Origin of the sequence: Serratia sp. CY29653, assembly GCF_052169255.1 — a bacterium.
GTDB classification, from domain to species: Bacteria; Pseudomonadota; Gammaproteobacteria; order Enterobacterales; family Enterobacteriaceae; genus Serratia; species Serratia sarumanii.
Window position 1 is genome coordinate 83,591 of record NZ_JBJNLC010000004.1, and the last position, 17,290, is coordinate 100,880.

Annotated in this window: 21 protein-coding genes and 1 riboswitch; of the genes, 15 read left to right on the forward strand and 6 right to left on the reverse strand. The window is 62.0% G+C overall.

What is annotated here, in order from left to right; all coding sequences use genetic code 11:
• Positions 1–29 precede the first annotated feature (29 nt).
• The 12 genes from ACJ8HN_RS18565 to gutQ all read left to right on the forward strand — a co-directional run bounded on the left by ACJ8HN_RS18565 (position 30) and on the right by gutQ (position 10,961).
• Complete coding sequence (locus ACJ8HN_RS18565; protein ID WP_442523805.1) at positions 30–1,535, forward strand: mannitol dehydrogenase family protein; 1,506 nt, start codon at positions 30–32, stop codon at positions 1,533–1,535.
• Positions 1,516–2,847, forward strand: coding sequence for an MFS transporter (locus ACJ8HN_RS18570; RefSeq protein WP_442523806.1), 1,332 nt, complete (start codon positions 1,516–1,518; stop codon positions 2,845–2,847). The genes ACJ8HN_RS18565 and ACJ8HN_RS18570 overlap by 20 nt, the downstream gene beginning before the upstream one ends.
• A gap of 98 nt (positions 2,848–2,945) precedes the next feature.
• Entirely contained in the window at positions 2,946–3,632 is a 687-nt protein-coding gene (locus ACJ8HN_RS18575; RefSeq protein WP_033635552.1) for a GntR family transcriptional regulator, read from the forward strand.
• Between the two features lie 206 nt (positions 3,633–3,838).
• Complete coding sequence (gene fbaB, locus ACJ8HN_RS18580; RefSeq protein ID WP_033635553.1) at positions 3,839–4,888, forward strand: class I fructose-bisphosphate aldolase; 1,050 nt, start codon at positions 3,839–3,841, stop codon at positions 4,886–4,888.
• Positions 4,889–5,225: 337 nt separating this feature from the next.
• A complete protein-coding gene (locus ACJ8HN_RS18585; protein WP_033648847.1) occupies positions 5,226–5,753 on the forward strand; it encodes a hypothetical protein in 528 nt (175 codons plus the stop codon).
• Between the two features lie 258 nt (positions 5,754–6,011).
• Positions 6,012–6,560, forward strand: a complete 549-nt coding sequence (srlA, locus tag ACJ8HN_RS18590) for a PTS glucitol/sorbitol transporter subunit IIC (RefSeq protein ID WP_004941528.1) — start codon at positions 6,012–6,014, stop codon at positions 6,558–6,560.
• Positions 6,561–6,575: 15 nt separating this feature from the next.
• Positions 6,576–7,556, forward strand: coding sequence for a PTS glucitol/sorbitol transporter subunit IIB (gene srlE, locus ACJ8HN_RS18595; protein ID WP_033635556.1), 981 nt, complete (start codon positions 6,576–6,578; stop codon positions 7,554–7,556).
• 22 nt (positions 7,557–7,578) lie between these two features.
• Positions 7,579–7,941: a PTS glucitol/sorbitol transporter subunit IIA gene (gene srlB, locus ACJ8HN_RS18600; protein ID WP_021504438.1), complete on the forward strand. Its 363-nt coding sequence runs from the start codon at positions 7,579–7,581 to the stop codon at positions 7,939–7,941.
• Between the two features lie 10 nt (positions 7,942–7,951).
• Positions 7,952–8,731, forward strand: a complete 780-nt coding sequence (gene srlD / locus ACJ8HN_RS18605; RefSeq protein WP_041036296.1) for a sorbitol-6-phosphate dehydrogenase — start codon at positions 7,952–7,954, stop codon at positions 8,729–8,731.
• A 46-nt stretch (positions 8,732–8,777) separates the two neighbouring features.
• Positions 8,778–9,140: a transcriptional regulator GutM gene (gutM, locus tag ACJ8HN_RS18610; RefSeq protein WP_060436621.1), complete on the forward strand. Its 363-nt coding sequence runs from the start codon at positions 8,778–8,780 to the stop codon at positions 9,138–9,140.
• Between the two features lie 83 nt (positions 9,141–9,223).
• On the forward strand, positions 9,224–9,997 hold the full coding sequence (gene srlR / locus ACJ8HN_RS18615) for a glucitol operon DNA-binding transcriptional repressor SrlR (RefSeq protein WP_033635559.1): 774 nt from the start codon (positions 9,224–9,226) through the stop codon (positions 9,995–9,997).
• Entirely contained in the window at positions 9,990–10,961 is a 972-nt protein-coding gene (gene gutQ / locus ACJ8HN_RS18620) for an arabinose-5-phosphate isomerase GutQ (RefSeq protein WP_442523807.1), read from the forward strand. Before srlR ends, gutQ begins: the two co-directional genes overlap by 8 nt.
• A gap of 39 nt (positions 10,962–11,000) precedes the next feature.
• Here gutQ and ACJ8HN_RS18625 read toward each other — a convergent pair whose 3' ends face one another.
• The 3 genes from ACJ8HN_RS18625 to thiM form a co-directional block, all read right to left on the reverse strand.
• Complete coding sequence (locus tag ACJ8HN_RS18625; RefSeq protein WP_442523808.1) at positions 11,001–11,459, reverse strand: inhibitor of vertebrate lysozyme family protein; 459 nt, start codon at positions 11,457–11,459, stop codon at positions 11,001–11,003.
• A gap of 84 nt (positions 11,460–11,543) precedes the next feature.
• Positions 11,544–12,344, reverse strand: a complete 801-nt coding sequence (gene thiD / locus ACJ8HN_RS18630) for a bifunctional hydroxymethylpyrimidine kinase/phosphomethylpyrimidine kinase (protein WP_033648851.1) — start codon at positions 12,342–12,344, stop codon at positions 11,544–11,546.
• Positions 12,344–13,135 (reverse strand): hydroxyethylthiazole kinase, encoded by a 792-nt coding sequence (gene thiM / locus ACJ8HN_RS18635; RefSeq protein WP_041036301.1) that lies wholly within the window; start codon positions 13,133–13,135, stop codon positions 12,344–12,346. Before thiM ends, thiD begins: the two co-directional genes overlap by 1 nt.
• A gap of 35 nt (positions 13,136–13,170) precedes the next feature.
• A riboswitch (TPP riboswitch) is annotated at positions 13,171–13,267 on the reverse strand.
• 140 nt (positions 13,268–13,407) lie between these two features.
• Here thiM and ACJ8HN_RS18640 point away from each other — a divergent pair.
• A complete protein-coding gene (locus ACJ8HN_RS18640; protein ID WP_442523809.1) occupies positions 13,408–13,833 on the forward strand; it encodes a GNAT family N-acetyltransferase in 426 nt (141 codons plus the stop codon).
• Positions 13,834–13,934: 101 nt separating this feature from the next.
• A complete protein-coding gene (locus tag ACJ8HN_RS18645; RefSeq protein WP_049213338.1) occupies positions 13,935–14,615 on the forward strand; it encodes a class I SAM-dependent methyltransferase in 681 nt (226 codons plus the stop codon).
• On the opposite strand, the gene ACJ8HN_RS18650 is transcribed toward ACJ8HN_RS18645, so the two are convergent.
• Positions 14,592–15,821 (reverse strand): MFS transporter, encoded by a 1,230-nt coding sequence (locus ACJ8HN_RS18650; RefSeq protein WP_442523810.1) that lies wholly within the window; start codon positions 15,819–15,821, stop codon positions 14,592–14,594. The genes ACJ8HN_RS18645 and ACJ8HN_RS18650 overlap by 24 nt on opposite strands.
• Before the next feature lie 95 nt (positions 15,822–15,916).
• Between ACJ8HN_RS18650 and ACJ8HN_RS18655 the strand changes: the two genes are divergently transcribed.
• A complete protein-coding gene (locus ACJ8HN_RS18655) occupies positions 15,917–16,366 on the forward strand; it encodes a winged helix-turn-helix transcriptional regulator (RefSeq protein WP_041038082.1) in 450 nt (149 codons plus the stop codon).
• A 6-nt stretch (positions 16,367–16,372) separates the two neighbouring features.
• Here the strand turns inward: ACJ8HN_RS18655 and ACJ8HN_RS18660 are convergent, their stop codons facing one another.
• Complete coding sequence (locus ACJ8HN_RS18660; protein ID WP_442523811.1) at positions 16,373–16,633, reverse strand: DUF1158 family protein; 261 nt, start codon at positions 16,631–16,633, stop codon at positions 16,373–16,375.
• The gene (locus tag ACJ8HN_RS18665; RefSeq protein WP_442523812.1) at positions 16,605–17,258 is read right to left on the reverse strand and encodes a DUF2778 domain-containing protein; all 654 of its coding nucleotides are present in this window, start codon (positions 17,256–17,258) and stop codon (positions 16,605–16,607) included. The genes ACJ8HN_RS18660 and ACJ8HN_RS18665 overlap by 29 nt, the downstream gene beginning before the upstream one ends.
• Positions 17,259–17,290: the final 32 nt, after the last annotated feature.

Genomic DNA, 17,290 nt, shown 5'->3' on the forward strand with positions numbered 1-17,290 from the left:
CTTTGCTTACCTCTCCAGGGACATTGAACATGAGACTTTCCGATCACAGCGCGCTGCCGGCCGCCGTTCTCCGGCCCGGCTACGCACGTAAGCGCGTGAAACCGCGCATGGTGCATATCGGCTTCGGCGCGTTTCACCGCGCGCACCAGGCGATGTACGCCGACAGGCTGGCCAGCGAGCACGGCAGCGACTGGGGCTACTGCGAAATCAGCATGCAGCACGGCCAGCAAAAGATCGCCGACCTGCAGCAACAGGATCTGCTGTTCTCGGTGGCAGAGATGGACGACGACGGCTTGCGGGGCCGGGTCATCGGCGTGGTGCGCCAGGCGCTGCACCTGCAAACCGACGGGCTGGCGGCGGTGCTGGCGGCCCTGACGCAGCCTGAGATCGCCATCGTCTCGCTGACCATCAGCGAAAAGGGCTATTGCCACCAGCCCGCCAGCGGCCGGCTGATGACGGAACACCCGGCGATCGCGCATGATATCGCCCACCCGGCACGGCCACAGTCGGCGCCGGGGCTGCTGCTGGCGGCGCTGCGCCTGCGCCGCGAACGCGGGCTGCCGCCGTTCGCCGTGATGTCCTGCGACAATATGCCGGCCAACGGCCGGGTCACGCGCCAGGTGCTGCTCGACCTGGCGCAGCGGCAGGATCCGGCGCTGGCCGACTGGGTGCGTCAAGCGGTCGCCTTCCCTTCCACCATGGTGGATCGCATCGTGCCGGCGATGACGCAGGAAGCCCGCGGGCAGCTGTTTGCCTGCCTGGGCGGCGTCGAGGATGAGGTCGGCGTGGCCTGCGAGCCGTTCAGCCAGTGGGTCATTGAGGATCGCTTTCCCCAGGGGCGCCCGGCCTGGGAAAAGGTCGGCGCCGAGCTGGTGAGCGACGTGCTGCCGTACGAGGAGATGAAGCTGCGCATGCTGAACGGCAGCCATTCGTTCCTCGCCTACCTCGGCTATTTGGCCGGTTATCAGCACATCGGCGACTGCATGCAGGACGCGGATTTTGTCCGCGCCGCCCGTCACCTGATGCTGGCGGAACAGGCGCCGACCCTGCAGGTGCCGAACGTCGATTTGGCGCAGTATGCCGACTCGCTGCTGCGGCGTTTCCGCAACCGCGCGCTGAAGCACCGCACCGCACAGATCGCCGTGGACGGCACGCAAAAGCTGCCGCAGCGGCTGCTGGACGCGATCCGCTGGCATCTGGCGCATGGCAGCCGCTTCGACTGCCTGGCGCTGGGCGTCGCCGGCTGGATGCGCTACGTCGGCGGCCGCGATGGGCAAGGCGCGCCGATCGACATCAGCGATCCGCTGCGCGACCCCATCGTCGCGTTGGTCGCCGGCAGCGAGGAAGGCCGGCCCCGCGTCCTGGCGCTGCTGCAGCTCGACAGCGTCTTCGGCCAGGATCTGCCCGACTCGCCTGACTTCGTCCGCGCCGTCAGCCACGCTTATCATCAACTGCTGAGCCTGGGGGCCAAAGCCGCCGTCGCCGCTCTGCCGCTTACCGACTGGGAGGTTTCCGATGACCGTCACCACGCATAACGCCGTCAATACCGGCAATCAACCGCTGCTGCGGCGCGTCGCCAGCGCTTCGGCCATCGGCACCGCCGCCGAATATTATGATTTCTTCGCTTACGGCACCGCTGCGGTGCTGTTCTTCGGCCAGCTGTTTTTCCCCAGCGCCGATCCACTGATCAGCACGCTGGCGGCCTTCGCCACCTACGCGGTCGGTTTCCTGGCGCGCCCGCTGGGCGGCATCGTGTTCGGCCACATCGGCGACAAGGTCGGCCGCAAGAAGGCGCTGGTGATCACCATCCTGATCGTCGGCCTCGGCACCTTCTGCATCGGCCTGCTGCCCACCTATGAGCAGATCGGCATCTGGGCGCCGCTCGCGCTGATCTTTATCCGCGTGCTGCAGGGCTTCGGCGTCGGCGGCGAACAGGCCGGCGCGGTGCTGATGACCGCCGAATACGCGCCGCCGTCGCGGCGCGGCTTCTACGCCAGCTGGGTACAGATCGGCGCGCCCGCCGGTTTCCTGCTGCCATCGGGGCTGTTCGCGCTGCTGACCGCCGTGCTGTCGCCGGCGCAGATGCTGGACTGGGGCTGGCGCATTCCGTTCCTGCTCAGCCTGCTGCTGGTGATCGTCGGGCTGTTTATTCGCCTGAAGATCGACGAGTCGCCGGTGTTTACCCAGATCCGCGCCACCAAGGCGGTGGAGAGCCGGCCGGTGGTGGAAGTGGCCCGCCGCTACCCCGGCCTTATCGGCAAAGGGGTGTGCGCCAAGCTGATTGAAGCTTGCGCCTTCGCCATGTTCACCGTGATCGTGCTGGCCTACGGCAAGGCCAACCACCTCAACGAAACCATTCTGCTGGAGGCGATGATCGTGGCGGTGCTGCTGGAGATTTTCGCCATTCCGCTGATGGGCCGCCTCTCCGATCGGGTTGGGCGAAAACCGGTATACATCGCCGGCGCGCTGCTGCAGGTGGTGTGCATCGTGCCGTTCTTTATGGCGATCAACCTCGATAATTTCTGGGTGACGCAGATCGCCATGATCGTGGTGCTGACCTTCGGCCACAGTATGTGCTACGCGCCGCAGGCCTCCTACTTCCCGGAGCTGTTCCCCACCCGCGTGCGCTGCAGCGGCATCGCGCTGATCTGGCAGATCGGATCGCTGATCGGCAGCGGCATTCTCGGGCTGCTGGCGGTGAAGATCCTGCAGGTGACCGGCGGCCACTACTACGGGCTGGCGGGTTACATGATGGTGTTGGGCGTGGTGTCGGCCATCGGCCTGAGCCTGATGCCGGAAACCGCGCCAGGGCGGCGCAAGCAGGAATATCAGGATTGGCATCACTGAATTACCCTGCCCGGCGGGTGGATTTATCCACCCGCCCTCAACCAATAATCTGCTAGTATGGTGGCATTCGAATTCCAGCCAGATGCCTGATTGTCGCCATGTCTGAAACGTACAGTCTCACCAACAACGTCCCGGTCAACCAACAGATCTATCGCTTCCTGCGCAAGGATATCGTCGACTGCACCATCCCCCCCGGCACCCTGTTGTCCGAGAAAGAGATTTCTACGCGCTTTTGCGTTTCGCGCCAGCCGGTGCGCGAAGCCTTCATCAAGCTGGCGGAGGCCGGCCTGGTGCAGATCCTGCCGCAACGCGGCACCTTCGTGATGAAAATCTCCGCCAAGCGCGTGGCCGACGGGCGCTTTATCCGCCAGGCGGTGGAATGCGCCATCGTGCGCCGCGCGGCCGAGCGCGCCACCCCGGCGCAGCTGATGACGCTGGAGCATAACCTGCACCGCCAGGCGCTGGCGGCGCAGAACGGGCAAACGCGCGAGTTTCTGGCGCTGGACGACGAATTCCACCAGCTGCTGACCCAGTTCGCCGACTGCCCGCTGGCGTGGGAGACCATCGAAACCATCAAGGCCACCATGGATCGGGTGCGTTTCCTCAGCCTGAGCGAAGTCTCGCCGCCGGAGAGCCTGATCAAGCAGCACTACCGCATCTACGAGGCGCTGAAAGCGCGCGATGCCGAGGCGGCGGAGCGCGCCATCCACGATCACCTGCAGGAGATGATCTACTCCATCACCCCGATTGCCCAGCAGAACACCGAGTGGTTCGAGATCGAATAATCAATCGTTTAGCGCGCCGGGGGCGATCGTCCCCGCGTATTTGGCCTCGCAAATGGCATTTCCTCTCAATCGCATCTATTGTTTGTCCTTGCCGGATCCAGTTCGGTAGTATCGCTTTACAGCTTCAATCACCGCTTTTTTACTGCGCCGGTGGTCAAAAACCCTTGCATTGCCGGTGTATGAAGAAGCTTAATCGGGAGTGAATCATGACTGATATTGTGCAGTTGCTAGGAAAGGAAGCGGAAGATCTGCTGCAACACCGCTGTACCACTATCCCCGCCGAGAATCTCTACCTGCCGGGCGACGACTTCGTCGACCGCGTAATGATCGATAACAACCGCCCCAACAGCGTGCTGCGTTCTATGCAAACCCTGTTCAACCACGGCCGCCTGGCCGGCACCGGCTACCTGTCGATCCTGCCGGTCGATCAGGGCATCGAGCACTCCGCCGCCGCCTCGTTCGCCGCCAACCCGCTGTATTTCGATCCGAAGAACATCGTCGAGCTGGCGATTGAAGCCGGCTGTAACTGCGTCGCCTCCACCTACGGCGTGCTGGCGTCGGTATCGCGCCGCTACGCGCATAAAATTCCGTTCCTGGTCAAACTCAACCACAACGAAACGCTGAGCTACCCGACCCAGTACGACCAGACCCTGTACGCCAGCGTCGAGCAGGCGTTCAACATGGGCGCGGTGGCGGTCGGCGCTACCATTTACTTCGGCTCCGAGCAGTCGCGCCGCCAGATCGAAGAGATCTCGATCGCCTTCGAGCGCGCGCATGAGCTGGGCATGGTCACCGTGTTGTGGGCCTATCTGCGCAACCCGGCATTCAACAAGGACGGCGTGGACTACCACTCCAGCGCCGATCTGACCGGCCAGGCCAACCACATCGCCGCCACCATCGGCGCCGACATCGTCAAACAGAAAATGGCGGAAAACAACGGCGGCTACCGCGCGGTGAAATTCGGCTATACCGACGATCGCGTCTACACCAAGCTGACCACCGATCACCCGATCGATCTGGTGCGCTACCAGTTAGCCAACTGCTACATGGGCCGCGCTGGGCTGATCAACTCCGGCGGCGCCGCCGGTGAGAACGATCTGCAGGAATCGGTGCGCACCGCGGTGATCAACAAACGCGCCGGCGGCATGGGCCTGATCCTGGGGCGCAAGGCGTTCAAGAAATCGATGAAAGACGGCGTGGCGCTGATCAACGCCGTGCAAGACGCCTACCTGGACAAGAAGGTCACCATCGCCTGATGTGACGGACCGCCTGTCCTCAAGCCCGGTTCGCCGGGCTTTTTTGTGCATCGAGGGAGGTCTTGACAAGGAAATAATGCAACCGAATGTATTTTATGAGCAAAAATAAGAGCTGGTTTTTATTTAATCTCCCTGGGCTTTTTTTATTCCAAATATGCGAAAGAGAACGACATAAATCATTAAAGATTGAAAGTTAACCTTATCAAATTTCAAATTCCCCACCTTTTCCGAAAACACAAAAACTTAGCGCATTAATAATTATTATAGTTCATTGTTATTTATGGACTTTTGGCTAAATTTTACGCTAGTTAATCCACATTTTTATGGTGGTGCCATCATGAAAGTCAATATTGTAATCATCTCCCTGCTCATCCTTTCGCTATCGTCTTGCGCGCTATTTAAATCTCCGGCCTCTAGGCATGAGTTGAAACCTGGAGAAACGTATTGGTTTGACTATGACTCAACAAGAAGCAGCGCCATTTATATTCCCGCAGACTCAAATATCAAGTACTGCGTGGCTCCACCGCCTGATGTCGCGCAGTCCGTTATTGCCGCGCTGAAAGCTGAAATGAGCACGGAACAAATTCAAAAAGTCAGTGGCGATGCAGAGTTCAGCACCGCCGTAGTCGATCTGGCTCGGCGCACCACCACGGTAAATTTTATCCGCGATACGTTGTATCGCGTCTGCGAAGCCAGACTACAAGGCCCGCTCACCGCGACGGAAAAAGAAATTTTCCTGGCCGCGATAGCCGCCGCCAAAGATATGGCAATCGCTGAAAAAGACAAACAAAAGCAAGAACTGGCCCAAACGGCCGAAAGAAACGGTGCTTCCGTAGAGACAATACAAAAGATTCTCGAGCAGTAACAGAAACACGCTAACAACGGCGATTTCCGTATACCCCCTCCCCAAAGCCCGGTTCACCGGGCTTTTTTGTGCCCGCGCTCTCCCCCTCATGCCACAGACCTTATCTTTCTTTCACTTTAAACTTTCAAAATAAAATATTTATCTTTCAAATTGTGATCTATTTAAAACAAATGGCCCAACAAAGTGACTACTGTAAGGCCCATGGCGACAGAGCCGCCGTTCGCTCCAGGCCATATCAGTCCATTACAGGAGAACATAATGATTGAGCTAATCACCCACGGCGCCGAGTGGTTTATCGGCCTGTTTCAGAAAGGCGGTGAAGTGTTTGTCGGCATGGTGACCGGCATTTTACCTTTGTTGATCAGCCTGTTGGTTATCATGAACGCGCTGATCAAATTTGTTGGCCAGGAACGTATCGAACGATTGGCGCAGCGCTGCGCGGGCAACCCCGTGTCGCGTTATCTGCTGCTGCCGCTGATCGGCACCTTTGTCTTCTGCAACCCGATGACCCTCAGCCTGGGGCGCTTCATGCCGGAGAAATACAAGCCGAGCTACTACGCGGCGGCCTCCTACAGCTGCCACTCGATGAACGGCCTGTTCCCGCACATCAATCCGGGCGAACTGTTCGTTTACCTCGGCATCGCCAGCGGCCTGACCACCCTCGGCCTGCCGCTCGGCCCGCTGGCGGTGAGTTATTTCCTGGTGGGGCTGTTCACCAACTTCTTCCGCGGCTGGGTCACCGATCTCACCACCAGCCTGTTCGAACGCAAGATGGGCATCCGTCTGGATCGCCAGGTGCAACTTTAATTCGTGGAGTGCAGCATGAGTGCTTATATTCGTATTGAAAAAGGCGCCAGCGGCTGGGGCGGCCCCCTGGAGCTGCCGATAGAGCCCGGCAAGAAAGTGGTGTACATCACCGCCGGCACCCGACCTTCGATCGTCGATCGCCTCAGCGAATTGACCGGCTGGCCGGCCGTCGACGGCTTCAAAGAAGGTGAACCGCCGGCGGAAGAGATCGGGGTGGCGGTGATCGACTGCGGCGGCACCCTGCGCTGCGGCCTGTATCCGAAACGCCGCATTCCGACGGTCAACATCCACGCCACCGGCCAGTCCGGCCCGCTGGCGCAGTTTATCCTCGAAGACATCTATGTCTCCGGCGTGCGCGACCACAACATCAGCCGAATCGAAGCGGCAGATAGCCAACCCGCCGCCACCGTTGCAGCGCCGCCCAAGGCGCGCGACTACGACACCAGCAAGAAGATCACCGAGCAAAGCGACGGGCTGCTGGCGAAGGTCGGCATGGGCATGGGATCGGTGGTGGCGGTGTTCTTCCAGGCCGGGCGCGACACCATCGACACCGTGCTGAAGACCATCCTGCCGTTCATGGCGTTCGTCTCGGCCTTGATCGGCATAATCATGGCCTCCGGCCTCGGGGACTTTATCGCTCACGGCCTGACGCCGCTCGCCAACAGCCCGATCGGCCTGGTGACGCTGGCGCTGATCTGCTCATTCCCGCTGCTGTCGCCGTTCCTCGGCCCCGGCGCGGTCATCGCCCAGGTGATCGGCGTGCTGGTCGGGGTGCAGATCGGTCTCGGCCATATTCCGCCGCAGCTGGCGCTGCCCGCGCTGTTCGCCATCAACGCGCAGGCCGCCTGCGACTTCATTCCGGTCGGCCTGTCGCTGGCGGAAGCCAAGCAGGACACCGTGCGGGTCGGCGTGCCTTCGGTGCTGGTCGGCCGCTTCCTGACCGGCGCGCCGACGGTGTTGATCGCCTGGGCCGCCTCGGCCTTCATTTATCAATAAGCTGATTTCCTGGGAGACGTTTATGCACACCATTTTTCACACCACCATCACGCAGATCGGCGGCTGCGCCCGCGACGCGTTGCTGGACAACATGCTGATCACCTTCCGTGAAGGCGCGCCGGCGGATATCGAAGAGTTCTGCTTCATCCACCGCCACGGCGCGACCGCCGGTGAGCTGCAGGTCGGCGGCGTGATGGAACTGGCGCAGCGGCGCTACGCCATCACCGCCGTCGGCAGCGTCGCCACGCAGAATCTGCGCGAGCTGGGCCACATCACCGTGCGCTTCGACGGCGAAGCCGAAGCCGAATTCCCCGGCTCGATCCACGTATCCGGCCCGACGCCGACCGATATCCCGTTGGGCAGCACGCTGTCATTTATCGCATAAGGAGTAGACCATGTCTGAAGTAGCTGTAGTGATTGGCGGCGGCCAAACGTTAGGCGCCTTTTTGTCCCACGGGCTGGCGCAGGCCGGTTATCGGGTGGCGGTGGCCGATCTGAACGCCGACAATGCCAATCAGGTGGCACAGCAGATCAACGAAGCGTTTGGCGCAGGCAGCGCCTGCGGTTTTCAGGCCGACGCCACCGACGAACAGAGCGTGATGGCGCTGGCGGCGGCGGTTGACCGGGCGTTCGGCCAGGCCAACCTGCTGGTGTACAGCGCCGGCATTGCCAAGGCGGCGCCGATCACCGATTTCCCGCTGGGCGACTTCGATCGCTCGCTGCAGGTGAACCTGGTGGGTTATTTCCTCTGCGCCCGCGAGTTCTCGCGCCTGATGATCCGCGACGGCATCGCCGGACGCATCATTCAGATCAACTCCAAGTCCGGCAAGGTCGGCAGCAAGCACAACTCCGGCTACAGCGCCGCCAAGTTCGGCGGCGTGGGGCTGACGCAGTCGCTGGCGCTCGATCTGGCGGAATACGGCATTACCGTGCATTCGCTGATGCTCGGCAACCTGCTGAAGTCGCCGATGTTCCAGTCGCTGCTGCCGCAGTACGCGCAAAAACTGGGCATCGCGCCGGACCAGGTGGAGCAGTACTACATCGACAAGGTGCCGCTGAAGCGCGGCTGCGACTACCAGGACGTGCTGAACACCCTGCTGTTCTACGCCAGCGACAAGGCCTCTTACTGCACCGGCCAATCGATCAACATCACCGGCGGCCAGGTGATGTTCTGACGCCATCGACGCCCCCTTCGGCGGAAGGGGGCCTAAGGAGAACCCCATGACTCAAGCTCTGATCGCCTTCGCGCTGCTGGCCTGGCTGCTGCAAATCGCCTTTGGCTGGTGGCAACTGCAGCGCTTCAACCGCGCCTTCGACGGCCTGTGCCGGCTGGGCGCCGTCGGCGTCGGCGTCGGCCGTTCCGGCGGCCGTTTCCGCCCGCGAGTGGTGCTGGCGCTGGCCTTCGACGCCGAGCGACGGGTGTGCGGCAGCCTGTTGCTGCGCGGCCTGACCGTTTTCGCCCGGCCCCGCCCGCTGCCTCGATTGCACGGTTTGCATCAGCGGGATTTGCGCCCGGATGTGATCTTCCCCGAGGATCGCGCATGCCAGTCTGCACTATCGTTAGCGATTGAACCCAAATCGTGATATTTTCACATTAAAAGACATTACCTTTCATAGTGAATTATTCAGCGAGGGGAAATGCCCAACTCTTGTGAACGGGAATCGCGATGAAACCAAAGCAGCGGCAGGCCGCTATCCTTGAATATCTGCAGCGGCACGGCAAAACGGCAGTGGATGCCCTGGCCGAGCATTTCTCCACCACCGGCACCACCATCCGCAAGGATCTCACCCTGCTGGAAGAAGAAGGCGAGGTGATCCGCACCTACGGCGGCGTGGTGCTCAGCCGCGACGACGGCGATCAGCCGATCGACCGCAAAACCCATATCAACACCGAGAAAAAACGCCACATCGCCAGCGCCGCCGTGGCGCTGATCGCCGACGGCGACTCGCTGATCTTCGACGCCGGCAGCACGGTGCTGCAGATGGTGCCGCACCTGGCGCAGTTCAATAACATCACGGTGATGACCAACAGCCTGACCATCGTCAACGCGCTGGTGGAGCTGGACAACGATCAGACCATCCTGATGCCGGGCGGCACCTACCGCAAAAAATCGGCCTCGTTCCACGGCAGCCTGGCCGAATCGGCGTTTCAGCAGTTCAGCTTCGACAAGCTGTTTATCGGCGCGGACGGCGTCGATCTCAACGCCGGCGTCACCACCTTCAACGAAGTGCACAACGTCAGCAAAGCGATGTGCGAAGCCGCCGGCCGCATTATTCTGTTGGTAGACTCCTCGAAATTCGGCCGCAAGAGCCCGAACGTGGTGTGCGAACTCAGCGCCGTCGACACGTTGATCACCGACCGAGACATCAACCCCGATTACCTCGCCGCGCTGCAGGCGAAAGGCATCAATATCCTTCTGGTAGGAGACCCCGATGAGTAACGCCAACGCCCTGCTCGCCTTCGCCCGCGAAACGCTGGAGATCGAGCTGACCGAAGCGCAACGCCTGCTGGCGCGCCTGGACGACAACTTCATCTGCGCCTGCGAACTGCTGCTGAACTGCCGCGGCAAAGCGGTGATTTCCGGCATCGGCAAATCCGGCCACATCGGCAAGAAAATCGCCGCCTCGCTGGCCAGCACCGGCACGCCGTCGTTCTTTGTGCACCCGGCGGAGGCGCTGCACGGCGATCTCGGCATGATCGGCGCCGACGACGTGGTGGTGTTCATCTCCTACTCCGGCCGCGCCAAAGAGCTGGATCTGATCCTGCCGCTATTGGCGGAGAACGGCATTCCGGTGATCGCCGTCACCGGCGGCAAAGAGTCGCCGCTGGCGCAGGCCGCCGCCTGCGTGCTGGATATCGGCGTCGAGCGCGAAGCCTGCCCGATGGGGCTGGCACCGACCTCCAGCGCGGTCAACACGCTGATGATGGGTGATGCTCTGGCGATGGCGCTGATGCGCCAGCGCGGTTTCAACGCGGAAGATTTCGCCCGCTCGCACCCGGGCGGCAGCCTGGGGGCGCGCCTGTTGAACCGCGTGCATCACCTGATGCGCACCGGCGATCGCCTGCCGCGCGTGAGCGAAAGCGCCAACGTGATGAAAGCGATGCTGGAACTGAGCCGCACCGGGCTCGGGTTAGTGGCGGTCTGCGACGCGCAGCAGCGGGTGGTGGGCGTGTTTACCGACGGCGACCTGCGCCGCTGGCTGGTGAAGGGCAACAGCCTGCAGGATCCGCTCAGCCCGGCAATCACCCGCCCGGGCTATCGGCTGCCGGAGCAGTGGCGCGCCGGCGAGGCGCTGGAGGCGCTGCACGAACAGCACATCAGCGCGGCCCCGGTGGTCGATATGGACGGCGTGCTGGTGGGGGCGCTCAACCTGCACGATCTGCATCAGGCAGGCATCGGCTGACCAACGCCGGGGGCGCCATCACCGGCGCCCCCGCTCAGATCATTTCCAGTCGGGATTGTTCTCGAACTGCTGCTTCAGCAGCGCCTTCATGTCGTCATCCGGCTTGCCGAGCCACTGATACTTGGCATACTTCTTCGGATGGTCGACGGCTTCCGGCCGGTCTTCCACCGCCACCCGCACGCCCCAGGCCTGGGATTTGTCCGCGCTGAACGCCACGATCAAAAAGTTGTTGCCGCAGTCGTGCGGTTTGCACAGATTGCCGACCAGATACTCTTTGCCCTTCCAGCTCAGGTTCTGCGCCGGCGCCGAGGTGCCGACGCCCTTGCGCGCCCAGCCCGGCATCCGCGCCTGGCCTTTCACCATGTTTTGCCAGCTGGCCTGATACCCCGGCTGCTGAATCAAATCCGACGTGGTGACGATCTGCTGAGCAAAGCTGCCCGCGCTGAAGCTGAGCAGTGCGCCGAAGAGGGCGCAACGCAGCGCCTGGTGTCCCGTCATAGTCCTTCTCCCTAGGTTAAATCAGGTTTCGCCCGTCAAACCGGGCCTGAACTAGTCAGACCACGGTTGCGGCAAAAAGTTGACTCACCACCAGGCGTGGAAATGATGCACCGGCCCGATGCCGTGCCCCACTTCCAGCGTGTCCGCCTGTTGCAGTGCTTGTTGCAGGTAGTCCTTGGCGGCGGCCACTGTAGCCGCCCAGTCGGCATGGCGCGGGCGCAGCGCCGCCAGCGCGGCCGAGAGCGTGCAACCGGTGCCGTGGGTGTGGCGGGTGGCGACGCGCGGCGCGGTAAAGCGCTGCTCGCCTTCTGCGGTAAACAGCCAGTCCGGGCTCTCGCTTTCGCTCAGGTGGCCGCCCTTCATCAGCACCGCCCGGCAGCCCATCGCCAGTAGCGCCCGCCCCTGCTCGCGCATCTGCGCTTCATCTTCCGCCGGCGCGCACGCCAGCAGCGCTGCCGCTTCCGGCAGGTTCGGCGTAATGATCGACACCAGCGGCAACAGCTCGCGCCGAATAGACGCCACCGCCTCCGGCGCCAACAACGGATCGCCGCTTTTCGCCAGCATCACGGTGTCCAGCACCACGAACTCCGGCCGGTAATGGCGCAACCGTTCGGCCACCGCCTGCACGATGTCGGCATTGGCCAACATGCCGATCTTGACGCTGTCGATGCGCACGTCGCTGAACACCGAGTCCAGCTGCGCGGCGACGAACGCCGGATCGATGTAATACACCGACTGCACGCCGCGGGTATTCTGCGCCACCAGCGCGGTGATCACCGAGGTGCCGTAGGCGCCGAGCGCCGAGAAGGCCTTCAAATCGGCCTGAATGCCGGCGCCGCCGCTGGGATCGGTGCCGGCGATGGTCAGGGCGTTAATGCGTTTCATCACAGATCCTCCCCGCGCAGCTGATACAGGGCGTCGAGGAACGCCGGCGTAAAGCTGCCCGGCCCGGTGGCCTGTCTGGCCGCGAGGCCGCCGCAGTGGGACATCACCCGGCAAGCGGTCGCCACGTTGTCCAGGCGATCGCCCGGCAGCGCGCAAAACGCTGCCACGACCGCCGACAGCGCGCAGCCGGTGCCCACCACCCGCGTCATCAGCGGGGAACCGCCTTCGATCGCCCAATCGCGTTGGCCGTCGGTGACGTAATCCACCGCGCCGGTGACCGCCACCACCGCGCCGCTGCGCTGCGCCAGCTCACGCGCGGCGGGCAATGCCGCCAGCGAATCGTCGCCGCTGTCCACGCCGCGGCCGCTGGCCAGCAACCCGCTGAGCGCCATGATTTCCGAGGCGTTGCCGCGTATCGCCGCCGGTTTCTCGTCCAGCAGCTGTTTAGCAAAGGCGGTGCGGTAGGAGAGCGCGCCGACCGCCACCGGATCCAGCGTCCAGGGCTTGCCGGCCTGATTGGCGGCGGCCACCGCCGCCCGCATCGATTCGGCGCGCAGCGCATTGAGGGTACCGACGTTGATCAGCAGGCCGTCGGCCAGCGCGCTGAACTGCGCCGCCTCTTGCGGCTCCACCACCATCGCCGGGGAGGCACCGAGCGCCAATAGCACGTTGGCGGTCAGCGATTGCACCACTTCGTTGGTCAGGCAGTGGATCAGCGGAGGCCGCTGTTGGAATTGGGTCAGACAGGCCGCGGCGCGCGCGCCGGGTAGTGCATCAGGTCGAGCGATCATATTCCTCCCAACCGGCGTTCAAGAAGGCGGCGCCGGCTGGGCGGCCGTGACTTCCCTACGCTGGCATTATCCAGATCAGGTAATACGGGTATTTCTCAGCCTTCACGTAGAAGGGCACCCCGAGTCATGAAAATCAATAGGTTGTGATCAACTTGCGTTAATCCCTGCAGGGGATCATGCCAGCGGCGACGCGGACAAACAAGCGAATAAATTGCCCGGCGGGCATACGCCGCGCTATGCGCTATAGTGAGCACAAACCACCGGGAGATGCCATGCAGATAAGACCTTATCAAGAAACCGATCGCCCCTTCCTGCGCACGCTGTACTTGGCATCGCGCAAGTCGGCGTTCGGCTGGCGCGATACCTCAAACTATCAGTTGGAAGATTTCGACGGCGCGACGCTGGGCGAAGCGATTTGGGTGGCGGAAGACGGCGGCACGCTGCTGGGATTCGTCTCCGTCTACCGCGAAGACAACTTCATTCATAACCTGTATGTCGATCCCCATCAGCCGCCGCGCGGCGTCGGCAGTGCGCTGCTGCAGGCGGCGGAAGCTACCTTCACCGCCACCGGCTCGCTGAAATGCCTGGTGAAGAATGAAAAGGCGCTGGCGTTCTACCGCAAACACGGCTGGCGCATCATCTCTACCGGCAACGACGGCGAAGAAGATTATTACCTGATGCATTCGCCGGCCCGCTAACGCCGCCTTTCCCGTCACAGAACTCATTAATGATAATGGATTTCATTATCACTTAAGCATACCCTTCCTTGTCTCTCTCAATGAACTTTGCAAGGAAGGTTATGCAACATCAAACGGATACACGCTTCCCCGATGCCGCGGCGGCGGACTACGATCGCCGTATTCTGACCCTGGTGCCCGGCTATCAGTTTGCTCAGGCGCTGCTGACGGCGACGCTCGCGCAGACGCTGCCGAATGACGCCATGCTGTTGCTGGCCGGCTGCGGCACCGGCAGCGAACTGTCGGCGCTGGCCGCCGCCAACGCCAGCTGGCGTTTCAGCGCAGTGGAACCCTCCGCCGGCATGCTGGCGGCCGCGCGCGCCAAAGCCGAAGCCGCGGGTTATGCACAGCGGGTGAGCTTCCAGCCCACCTTGCTGCAACAAGCGCCGCAAACCCGCCACGACGCGGCGGTGTGTTCATTGGTGCTGCACTTTATCGCCGACGATGGCGCCAAACTGGATTTCCTGCAGCAGTTGGCGCAGCGCCTTTCCCCCGCCGCGCCGCTGCTGCTGTTCGACTATCAACCGGATGGCCTGCCCGCCAGCCACTACCAACACTGGCTGCAAAGCGCCGGGCATTCCGCGGCGCAGGCGCAGGAGGTGATCGAACGCACCCGCCGCAACTGGCACCCGATGACGGCGGCACGCAGCCGTCTCCTCTTGGCGGAAAGCGGCTTCACCGCGCCTCAGCAGTTGTGCGGTGCGCTGGGCTTCCAGCTTTCACTGCTCCACCGCCGCCGCTGAGGGCGGCATGCCGCGCAGCGTCAGCCGCCAAAACAGCAACGCGCTCAGGCTGACGCCCGCCCCCAGCCAGCAGACGCCGCTCCAGCCCGCCCAGGCATACATATGGGTGCCGGCAAAGGCGCCCAGCGCGCTGCCGACGGCGTAAAACAGCATGTAGCAGCCCACCAGCCGGCTGTGCGACTGCGGGTTGGCGCTGAAGATCATGCTCTGGTTCAGCACGTGGATCGCCTGGCCCGCCAGATCCAGCAGCACAATGCCCGCCACCAGCCAAACCAGGCCGCTGCCGAGCAAACCGAGCGGCAGCCAGGCCAGCGTCAACAGCAGCAGACACACGCCGCTGGCCGCCTGCCCCAGCCCGCGATCCGCCAGATGCCCGGCGCGCACCGCCGCCAGCGCGCCTACCGCACCGACCAGACCGAACGCCCCCACCGCGGCATGGGTGAAGTTGAACGGCGCCTGGCTCAGCGGCAACACCAGCGAACTCCAAAAGAGGCTGAAGGCGCCGAACATCAGCAGCGCCAGCATGCCACGAATTTGTAGCGTGCGGTCATGCAGCAGCAGGGTCAGCATTGAACGCAGCAGCGCGGGATAACTCAGCGTACTGGGAGCGGTGCGCGGCGCAGGTAGCAGGCGCGACAGGATCGGCAGCAATACCAGCGTCACCCCGGCAGAGAAGAAGTACACCGTGCGCCAGCCGCCGACATCCGCCAGCGCGCCGGACAGGATGCGCGCCAGCAGCAACCCCAACACCACTCCGCCCTGCGCCGCGCCGACCACCCGCCCGCGCTCCTGCGGCGCCGCCAGTGCTGCGGCGAAAGCGATCAGCCCCTGCGTCATGGCGGTACCCAATAAGCCTATCAGCAACATCCCCGCCAGCAGCCAGGGCGCGCTGTGCGCCCAGCCCACCAGCAGCAGCGCGCCGATCAGCCCCAGCAGTTGCCCCGCCAGCAACCAATGCCGGTTCAGCCGATCCCCGAGCGGCACCACCAACAGCAGCGCCAGCGCGCAGCCCAGTTGGGTCACGGTGATCACCATGCCGACCGCCGCCAGGCTGATGGAAAAATCATGGGCGATAGCGTCCAGCAGCGGCTGCGCATAGTAAACGTTGGCCACGCTAAAGGCGCTGGCGGCGGCCAACAGCAGCACCAGAGGGGCCGGCAGGCCCCCCAGCGCCGCACAGGGGGGATCCAGCAGTTTGTCGCTCATCGCATACCTCAATCTGGTTTCATTATTAAACCCAATGAACTTTAGGCGCAGAGGTTTTATAATGCAACCAGAATGTGCAGCTGGAGATAACCGTCGTGAAACGTAAAAGCCTGGAAGACGCGCCGTGCCCGGTGGCGCGCACGCTGGATGTGATTGGCGACTGGTGGTCGCTGCTGATCGTGCGTGACGCCTTCGACGGCGTCACCCGCTTCAGCGAATTTCAAAAAGGGCTGGGGATGGCGAAGAACATCCTTGCCACCCGCCTGCGCGCGCTGGTGACACACGGCGTGCTGGAAATCGTGCCCGCCGCAAACGGCAGCGCCTATCAGGAATATGTGCTGACCGAGAAAGGCCGCGCGCTGTTTCCGGTGATCGTCGGCCTGCGCCAGTGGGGGGAAGATCATCTGTTCGCCGAGGGAGAAGCGCACTCAACGCTGGTGGAAAGCGACAGCGGCCGCCCCGTCCCGCGCCTGACGCCGATCGGCAGCGCCGGGCAGACGCTCACCCCGCTGAATACCCGGGTGGTGAAGGTGGAGGAACGGTGATGAGAGTTAGTGGCGGTGCCCGCAGCTCACCCGCTGAAAAACCTGGCGGATAAAGAGCCATTCCAGACACCCGGCCAACAGATAAACCGCGCCAAAAACGAGCGCACCAAACCATTCCGTATCGTTAAAATGGAAAAACCCACTGGCGTCAATCAGCCAAGCGGTTTGATTCTGGTTTAGCTTGGGTACAGGAAAAAGCTTTATTGTCAGCACAGCCAGCCCAACAACAGCCAATGCGTTAGCGAGCAACAGGGCAAGTTTTTTCATAGCCTTTCACCTCGATAGTCCCATATGCCTGTAATGTCGTTCCCGGAACTATGGCTGTTTTCGATTTCAGCAATGCAGCTCGCAGACGATTGAATTCGTTTTGGGAATAAAAGGTTACACATCCTTCGGATAATCCAAGTGGACCGATTGGATGCAACCTGAATTGCCCACGCATAATGCCGTTAATCCATGTTCTATCGTTAACTGTTCCATCATCTCTGTATAAAGCAAACCAACTATTGTGATCTACATTGGTCACAATATCTTTTATGAAAGTAATAGTCTGCGACTTTAAACCACCGGATGGCCGATCCACAATCCAGTAAGTACCGGCTGGTATAGCCCCGTGATTGGGAACATCTGTGCATCCTGGTTGATTTGTATACTGTTTATTACCAGAAAACACAGAGAACATCCCAACCCCTTGACACAACAGTGTGTTTATTTTGTTTCCATTATGAACTAAAAAGCAGCGAAGCATTTTATTTCCCCATCCTTTGGCTGAGCACCGATAATATCCAGCAAATAAGATTCTATCTATCTTATTGATTTTGTGAATATTGTTAACTCGTGATGATAGAATCAGCAATGAGTAAGGCCCAATCAGCATTGATGGCGCATGCATCACCTTCCGCTATTGCATCTATTCTCTAACAG

Bases quoted from the DNA above. Each gene is read 5' to 3' on its own strand.
- ACJ8HN_RS18565 (WP_442523805.1), top strand. From the start codon at position 30: ATGAGACTTTCCGATCACAGCGCGCTGCCGGCCGCCGTTCTCCGGCCC.
- ACJ8HN_RS18570 (WP_442523806.1), top strand. From the start codon at position 1,516: ATGACCGTCACCACGCATAACGCCGTCAATACCGGCAATCAACCGCTG.
- ACJ8HN_RS18575 (WP_033635552.1), top strand. From the start codon at position 2,946: ATGTCTGAAACGTACAGTCTCACCAACAACGTCCCGGTCAACCAACAG.
- fbaB (WP_033635553.1), top strand. From the start codon at position 3,839: ATGACTGATATTGTGCAGTTGCTAGGAAAGGAAGCGGAAGATCTGCTG.
- ACJ8HN_RS18585 (WP_033648847.1), top strand. From the start codon at position 5,226: ATGAAAGTCAATATTGTAATCATCTCCCTGCTCATCCTTTCGCTATCG.
- srlA (WP_004941528.1), top strand. From the start codon at position 6,012: ATGATTGAGCTAATCACCCACGGCGCCGAGTGGTTTATCGGCCTGTTT.
- srlE (WP_033635556.1), top strand. From the start codon at position 6,576: ATGAGTGCTTATATTCGTATTGAAAAAGGCGCCAGCGGCTGGGGCGGC.
- srlB (WP_021504438.1), top strand. From the start codon at position 7,579: ATGCACACCATTTTTCACACCACCATCACGCAGATCGGCGGCTGCGCC.
- srlD (WP_041036296.1), top strand. From the start codon at position 7,952: ATGTCTGAAGTAGCTGTAGTGATTGGCGGCGGCCAAACGTTAGGCGCC.
- gutM (WP_060436621.1), top strand. From the start codon at position 8,778: ATGACTCAAGCTCTGATCGCCTTCGCGCTGCTGGCCTGGCTGCTGCAA.
- srlR (WP_033635559.1), top strand. From the start codon at position 9,224: ATGAAACCAAAGCAGCGGCAGGCCGCTATCCTTGAATATCTGCAGCGG.
- gutQ (WP_442523807.1), top strand. From the start codon at position 9,990: ATGAGTAACGCCAACGCCCTGCTCGCCTTCGCCCGCGAAACGCTGGAG.
- ACJ8HN_RS18625 (WP_442523808.1), bottom strand. From the start codon at position 11,459: ATGACGGGACACCAGGCGCTGCGTTGCGCCCTCTTCGGCGCACTGCTC.
- thiD (WP_033648851.1), bottom strand. From the start codon at position 12,344: ATGAAACGCATTAACGCCCTGACCATCGCCGGCACCGATCCCAGCGGC.
- thiM (WP_041036301.1), bottom strand. From the start codon at position 13,135: ATGATCGCTCGACCTGATGCACTACCCGGCGCGCGCGCCGCGGCCTGT.
- ACJ8HN_RS18640 (WP_442523809.1), top strand. From the start codon at position 13,408: ATGCAGATAAGACCTTATCAAGAAACCGATCGCCCCTTCCTGCGCACG.
- ACJ8HN_RS18645 (WP_049213338.1), top strand. From the start codon at position 13,935: ATGCAACATCAAACGGATACACGCTTCCCCGATGCCGCGGCGGCGGAC.
- ACJ8HN_RS18650 (WP_442523810.1), bottom strand. From the start codon at position 15,821: ATGAGCGACAAACTGCTGGATCCCCCCTGTGCGGCGCTGGGGGGCCTG.
- ACJ8HN_RS18660 (WP_442523811.1), bottom strand. From the start codon at position 16,633: ATGAAAAAACTTGCCCTGTTGCTCGCTAACGCATTGGCTGTTGTTGGG.
- ACJ8HN_RS18665 (WP_442523812.1), bottom strand. From the start codon at position 17,258: ATGCATGCGCCATCAATGCTGATTGGGCCTTACTCATTGCTGATTCTA.